This is a genomic window from Priestia sp. P5_B4, from assembly GCF_056400385.1.
Genome location: NZ_JBFULJ010000154.1, coordinates 1 through 6,814 on the forward strand (window position 1 = coordinate 1; position 6,814 = coordinate 6,814).

Genomic DNA, 6,814 nt, shown 5'->3' on the forward strand with positions numbered 1-6,814 from the left:
CGATATCTGTAGCGACACTTAATAAAAAGGAGCTGACTGACAGTATGATTTTAGTCATCGGAGGAGCAGGCTATATCGGAAGCCACCTAGTAAAAGAATTAGTGAAAACAAATGAAGTTGTGGTACTTGATAATCTATCAACGGGTCATCGCTGGGCAATCGATGAGAAAGCGGTATTCGTAGAAGGAAATCTAGGTAATGAGAAAGATTTAGAAAGCGTATTCACAAATCATAAAATTGATGCTGTCATGCATTTTGCTGCTAATAGTTTAGTAGGGGAGTCAGTAACAGCTCCTCTTAAATATTATCAAAACAACGTAGCTGCGACGTTAACCCTTTTACAAACGATGATGAAGCACAATGTGAAAAAGTTTATTTTTTCATCTACTGCTGCTACATATGGGATCCCTTCTGTAGATATTATTACAGAAGATACGGCAACAAACCCAATTAATCCGTACGGACGTTCAAAGTTAATGATTGAACAGATTTTAGCTGACTTTGCAAGTGCTTACGATATGGAATATGTGGTGCTTCGTTACTTCAACGCAGCGGGTGCTTACGAAACAGCGGAAATTGGCGAGTGCCATGATCCTGAAACGCACTTAATTCCAATCATTCTTCAGCACCTGCTTGGTGAACGTGAAAACATCTCTGTATTCGGCTCAGACTACGATACTGAAGACGGAACGTGCATCCGTGACTACATTCACGTAACGGACCTAGCAAATGCTCACATTTCAGCGCTTCAAGCACTGTTAGACGGCACGAAGAAAACAGCAACGTACAATCTTGGAAACGGCCTTGGTTACTCTGTAAAAGAAGTGATCGAAACGTGTGAAAAAGTAACGGGTAAAAAAGCGAATGTTGTAATGGCAGACCGCCGCGCTGGAGATCCGGCACGCCTAGTTGCATCTTCTGATAAAATTCACGAAGAATTAGGCTGGAAAGCGCAAATTTCATTAGAAAAAATTATCGCATCAGCTTGGAACTGGCATCAAAACAGCGCAAACGTAACAAAGTAATAAAAAAAGCCTCTTTTCTTTTTGAAAGAGGCTTTTTTGTTACGATTAAACTGATTTATGTTCTAAATAATCATTTTGAAAAGCCAGCGGTTTAGCCCATGGACAAGCCTTCTCCTTTTCGGACATTTTCCCTAAACAAGCACGACTTTTGTTCTTTTCCATATGATGTAGGTAAATATACCATTCAAAACTATCCCCGTTTATAAAATAGTCCGCAAGGAGGTTATGATATGTATTACTGTGTAAGATGCTCCAAATTTCATGACGAACAGGAAAAAGAAAACATCTTTCAAAATGGTTTTTACATTGATCCCTATTTGCTTCAAAAAGTTCATCTGGGCATGTGCGTACACAAATCCCCATCAATCAAACAAATGAGAGCCGTAGAACGATTCGAAACGAAAAAGATGTAGAATTCACATTCACCAATAAGAAGCTAGATCTAATCAGGTCTAGTTTTTTCAGTGAATAACAGCTTTCTTCAGTTATCTTTCATGTAATATTAAGATAAATTTAAGACAAGCCCGCTATACTAGTTAGTAGACGTATACATAGGGTATGGTACGTTAAGAAATTGAAACAGCAGTCCGTTTTATAAACTAGAAAGGATGGCGTCAAATGATTTCTGAAAAACGATCTCTTTTGTTGAAAGAACAAGCAAAGCTTCTCGCATTAAAAGAATATAAAGGCATTGTCAAATCCATATCGCTGAGTAAAATACTCACTCTTCCTATTTATATAGTAGACATCCTTACGTTAAACGGAGAAGAGCACAAAGTAAAAATTAACGCCCAAACCGGCAGTATTTTGAAAGAAAAAACGATTCCTTTAACTAAAAGCCGTGCAAAAGCATACGCGTTAAGACAGCATAAAGGCATTATTGAATCCGTTGTTCTTGCTAACAAGCAGTACGAAATTGTGATTCTTGGACTTGACGGAAAAACCCACACCGTAAAGATTGATGCTGAAATTGATGTGCTGGCACAAGAAGAGCGAAGCGTTCAGTAAATGGCTTATATTATGTAATCAACCTCACTTTTTTGAAAGTGGGGTTTTCTTTATTGAGAGAAATCATTAATAAAGGTAACAATAATAAAACAAGAAACGATTATTTATTTAAAAGAAAGGGTAAGTGATAGTAAAAAATAACCACTTCCTAATTATGGTTCTTTGATTCGTTCTGCTTATGACTCTCCCATTATAAGTATGATAGTATCGAACATGTATAAAACATAGGTTATAACATAACTAAAAGGGTGTGCGACAATGAAAAAACGTACGAAGACCATTATTGCAGTCATTGCAGGAGCTGCTATTTTAATAGGAGGAATATGGATGATAAACGAAGGCCGATACCCAAACGTCCCTGCTTTTGATGATCACTTTACGCGTGAATTCTTAAACAAAGATAAAAAAGTGGATGACGGGTTTTATGAATTTAAGTCGAAGACCGGGCAGTATACGATGTGGTTTCCGGAGGAGTATCAATTAATACATGAGGATGCATCAGATTATGTTAAAGACGATACATATTATGAATTTTGGAAAGCCTCGAATAATAACAATGAAGGACATAAAGGATATATTAACATTGAGTTGTCTGAGAAAAATCCCGATAAAGAAAAGGTCTATGTAGAAAGCTTATTTAAGAAACGTTTTCATAGTACTAGCCCTCAAAAATTACAGACAGATACAACAAGAATTTATTATGACAGAGCGTACATATATTTTAAAGGAACAGATAAAAGGGTAATTACGGACTTTAATAGACATATTCCAACTACGTATGCTGGTTATATTGCAGACAAGAACTCCGAGCGTGTAATTGAATTTTATTTTGATAGTACAGATGATCATCTTTCTAAAAAGTCAGCAGAAGAACGAGATGAATGGATTATAAATATATTAAAGAGCATTACTTTTAATAAGGATGAACACAATGGCTAATCATTCTGTTTTAAATAATAGTTTAAGAAATAAGTTAACACAACTTGAATATAAGGATTTATCAGGAAAAGAGAAAGAAATAAAAAAAATCTATGAAGAAACAATGGGGAAAGAACCGCCGAATTTTGAGATTTATAGCAGTACGGACATGAAAATTGGAAAAAAGTCTGGTTTCGATGGAGCTGCTATTCATTTTTATGATAAAAAGCACCATATTAATGAAATATATTATATCTTTAGAGGAACAGAACCATCCAAAGATTTTGGTGATGTGGTTTATGATGCATTAGGTATTGGAGCAGGAAAAAGTAACAAGCAAATTAACGATGCTTTAGAGATGTACAATGAAGTAGAAAAAAAGGTGGAAGGTTCAGATATTGAAATTAAAAGGTATGGAGATGGTCATTCTCTAGGTGGTCACCTTATAGTTACATTAGGTCTGTTAACTAAAAACTTTGTGAACATAAGAGGGTTGAATGATGCTCCTGTAAATGTTAAACAGCTCAAAGACCTTGATAAAGACTTCTTAGAATATATAAATCRAAAAAGAGGAGCAAGCAGACGTTTATCTTCAAATAATCTCATATCTCTAGCTAATACTTATTATGAAAAAGAAGCAAAAAGAATTAGCCATACCTGGGTAAAAGGCGAGCCCATGCATGCTCAATCCTTTCCAAACAGCTGGTATGCAGGTAACAAAGTGACGATGCTTGGRGATTTAGATACAGAAGAAATGATTAACATTGGAAAATATCCTTTTCAAAAAGAAGCAAAATGGAATCCAGTGTATATGATAGACCAATTTCGCTATAATCTTGGAGTGAAAACGATACTAGGTGGCTTAGGCTTTGTTAATGATCATGTAAAACAGGAAACGTTACTCGACCTTCCTAATAAGAGTGAGCAATACCTTGAGCATATAAAAAAGTATCCTTTTCTCCATTTAGGTGAGATAAAAGCTGGAGTTGCTCTAGGCGCAGCAGGTGGAGTTAATTTACTAACTAGTCCCGGGGGGTTCTCACAGGTTTATAAAGGAATATCTCAAAGGGACCAAGCAAAACTCCACGGAATTAATTACGTTGTCAAATACACAGAAGCTAATGCTATGAAGACGTATTATCAGGTTTTTGATTCAGGATCTCAGGAAGAAATCTTGCTAGATTATGAACAAATGAAGAAGTTTATTTATTACTGTGCTAATGCCATTAAAGACAAAGAAGCAAACTTAAATGCGCTAAAGCAGTATTTACATAGTGAAATTAACGAAGTCTTCGAAGCTAAGAAGAAAAAGTTAAAAATGAAGATATCAAGAGAAGAAGCTTCTCCTCAGTCATTCATGGAAAAGGCAGATAAAGACGGCGCTACCCTCGCATGGTTTGGACAAAAGCGTGTGGCTGAAAAAGTGACGTTTGACAAAACGTTTGACCCGCTAGACGATAGTGTATTTACCCCTGTTGAAGAGATTATTTCTTCTATTCAAGAGGAAGTTACATACTATCAAAAGTTTCTTGAAGCGTTCTTCCAAAATTTCGAGAAGATGATGGAAGCTGACGAATCGGTAGCTTCAGATATTAAAAGCATGAAAGAAGTAGTAGGGGGGATTTAATTGTTTGATTTTGATTTTACACACACAGGAACAACGAGTGGTAAATATACGTTTGAATTTGATGGTGATGACTTCAAAGACGAGCAGGCAAAAAGGATTAAAGAGTTAATCAAAAAAGATCAAGAAGTGAATGAAAAGCTTTGGCATGCTAAAAACTATTTAGAAAACCAAACGGGTGAGTTTGCGGATGCGGTTAAAAGTAAATTAGAAGCAGCAGAGCGGGGATATACGCTAAGGGCTCAGCAGTATAATACTGGAGCATTTCAGCATATTATGAGTTTTATGCATTCTGTTAAAGATATGCATAAGAGAGAGTACGAAATTCGATATAAAGAATCAATGGATGAAAGTGAATTAACATAAGGGATACTGCTATTCCTCAGACAGTGGTCTGAGGGATTTTTATATGTTGAACAATTTACATTAAGTCCCGCTTATTTCAAAAGAATAATAAAGGGAGTGTATGACAATGAAAAAACGTACGAAGACCCTTCCCGCAATCATTATAGGAGTTGCTATTTTAACAGGTGGAATATGGATGATAAGCGAAAGCCGCTATCCAAATGTTCCAGCTTTTGATGATCACTTTACACGTAAGTTCTTGAACAAAGATAAAAAAGTAGACGATGGTTTTTATGAGTTTAAATCAAAGACTGAGCAGTACACGATGTGGTTTCCTAAAGGGTATCAGCTTATAAAGGAGAACGGAGAAGATTACGTAATAAACGGTAATTCTTATGAAAGATGGATAGCGAAAGAGGGGAATAACAAAGCTGGAAATGCTGGGGGAAGTTATATCGAAATGACATTTTCAAATGCAAGAAGGGCTGAAAATGAATCCTTTACTGTAGAAAATATGTTTAAAGAACATCTAAATAGCACTAAGCCTAATACGTTTGAAACTTCTAGTACAAGAATCTACTATGATTCAGCTTATACATATTTTAAAGGAACACAAGAAGTGATTATGCATCCTAATAAAGAACATGCTCCAAATACATATATAGCATATGTAGCGGATAAACATTCTAATAATGCAATTGAACTGTGGTTTGATAAAAGTGAAAAAAGCAGAAAGAATGATGAAGTAGCAGAGAAAAAATGGTTCCTAACAATATTAAAAAATATTAAGTTCCGTGAGGGAAATGAAGCTTAATAAAGCTCATGTTGAACGATAATTTAAGAAATAAATCAATTTAACTTAAATACCAAAACCTATCTAGTAAAAATAAAGAGGATCTGCAGATATAAAAAAAGGATGAAGACCATTATTGCAGTCCTTGCAGGAACGGTTATTTTAACAGCAGGAATATGGCTAATAAACGAAAGCCGCTATCCAAATGTCCCAGCTTTTGATGATCACTTCACACGCAAGTTCTTGAACAAAGATAAAAAAGTGGACGATGGTTTTTATGAGTTTAAGTCAAAGACAGGACAGTATACGATGTGGTTTCCGGAGGAGTATCAAGTTTTACATAAATATCGCGAAGATTACACTAGAAATGGCGAATCATATGAAAATTGGTCAGTCGCTTATATTAAACCCTATGAAAATGATCAACAAACGTACGCTATCAAGGCTGAATTTTCCGAGAACGACACAAAATCAGAATTAATTTATGTAGAGAGTTTATTTAAAGAACAATTAGGCAGTAAAAAACCTAAACAGTTAGAAACCTCTAATACAAGAATTTATTATGATTCTGCCTATACATATTTTCGTGGTACTAACCAACATATAGTACATGACAGTAAAGGAAATCCACCCAACCTTTATGTCGCATATGTAGCAGATAAAAGCTCTGATAAGGTAATCAAATTAATATACGATAGTGTAGGAGAAAATACAGAAACAAATCAAATGGATAGAAAGAAATGGTTTTTGAAAATGCTAAAAAATATTCATTTTAACGAGGGGAAATAGTAGGGGATTTATAGAGAAGAAGAGATAGCGAGTTAAATGAAGAAAGTTATAAGATTTGCTTTAGCTGTTAGTATATTAGCTGTAGGTATAATGTTTTTTTTGTAATGCTTTATAGGGGCTATTATCGTTAATTTTCCAACGAGCGTCTATTTATCAGTACGAGCAATTTGTCTATGATTACAAGCCGACGATAAGAGGTTATTGTGCCAAGTATATGGTAAATGTAAGTTTCACATATTAGATGCTTCTAGCGGTTGATTGGAKGGCAAGGCGAAGACTCCTGTGGGAAAGGCGGAACAGGTGAGACCCCGC

The 6,814-nt window shown here is 35.4% G+C and carries 8 protein-coding genes; all 8 read left to right on the forward strand.

The window, feature by feature from the left end; translation table 11 throughout:
* Window positions 1–44: 44 nt before the first annotated feature.
* Window positions 45–1,025 carry a UDP-glucose 4-epimerase GalE gene (gene galE / locus AC1DRF_RS13485; protein ID WP_471875932.1) on the forward strand — a complete coding sequence of 327 codons (981 nt, stop codon included), beginning with the start codon at window positions 45–47 and terminating at the stop codon, window positions 1,023–1,025.
* A 230-nt stretch (window positions 1,026–1,255) separates the two neighbouring features.
* Window positions 1,256–1,438: a DUF3973 domain-containing protein gene (locus AC1DRF_RS13490; protein ID WP_013055747.1), complete on the forward strand. Its 183-nt coding sequence runs from the start codon at window positions 1,256–1,258 to the stop codon at window positions 1,436–1,438.
* Window positions 1,439–1,643: 205 nt separating this feature from the next.
* The gene (locus AC1DRF_RS13495) at window positions 1,644–2,033 is read left to right on the forward strand and encodes a PepSY domain-containing protein (protein WP_097824166.1); all 390 of its coding nucleotides are present in this window, start codon (window positions 1,644–1,646) and stop codon (window positions 2,031–2,033) included.
* 258 nt (window positions 2,034–2,291) lie between these two features.
* On the forward strand, window positions 2,292–2,972 hold the full coding sequence (locus tag AC1DRF_RS13500; RefSeq protein ID WP_162213721.1) for a hypothetical protein: 681 nt from the start codon (window positions 2,292–2,294) through the stop codon (window positions 2,970–2,972).
* Entirely contained in the window at window positions 2,965–4,578 is a 1,614-nt protein-coding gene (locus AC1DRF_RS13505) for a DUF6792 domain-containing protein (protein WP_477740917.1), read from the forward strand. Before AC1DRF_RS13500 ends, AC1DRF_RS13505 begins: the two co-directional genes overlap by 8 nt.
* Window positions 4,579–4,941 carry a hypothetical protein gene (locus AC1DRF_RS13510; protein WP_230183704.1) on the forward strand — a complete coding sequence of 121 codons (363 nt, stop codon included), beginning with the start codon at window positions 4,579–4,581 and terminating at the stop codon, window positions 4,939–4,941.
* A gap of 106 nt (window positions 4,942–5,047) precedes the next feature.
* Window positions 5,048–5,734: a hypothetical protein gene (locus tag AC1DRF_RS13515; protein WP_230183705.1), complete on the forward strand. Its 687-nt coding sequence runs from the start codon at window positions 5,048–5,050 to the stop codon at window positions 5,732–5,734.
* A 102-nt stretch (window positions 5,735–5,836) separates the two neighbouring features.
* Complete coding sequence (locus AC1DRF_RS13520; RefSeq protein WP_477740918.1) at window positions 5,837–6,502, forward strand: hypothetical protein; 666 nt, start codon at window positions 5,837–5,839, stop codon at window positions 6,500–6,502.
* The last annotated feature ends 312 nt before the right edge of the window (window positions 6,503–6,814 follow it).

Coding starts and splice junctions, on each gene's coding strand:
- AC1DRF_RS13490 (WP_013055747.1), top strand. CDS start 1,256: ATGTATTACTGTGTAAGATGCTCCAAATTTCATGACGAACAGGAAAAA.
- galE (WP_471875932.1), top strand. CDS start 45: ATGATTTTAGTCATCGGAGGAGCAGGCTATATCGGAAGCCACCTAGTA.
- AC1DRF_RS13495 (WP_097824166.1), top strand. CDS start 1,644: ATGATTTCTGAAAAACGATCTCTTTTGTTGAAAGAACAAGCAAAGCTT.
- AC1DRF_RS13520 (WP_477740918.1), top strand. CDS start 5,837: ATGAAGACCATTATTGCAGTCCTTGCAGGAACGGTTATTTTAACAGCA.
- AC1DRF_RS13515 (WP_230183705.1), top strand. CDS start 5,048: ATGAAAAAACGTACGAAGACCCTTCCCGCAATCATTATAGGAGTTGCT.
- AC1DRF_RS13500 (WP_162213721.1), top strand. CDS start 2,292: ATGAAAAAACGTACGAAGACCATTATTGCAGTCATTGCAGGAGCTGCT.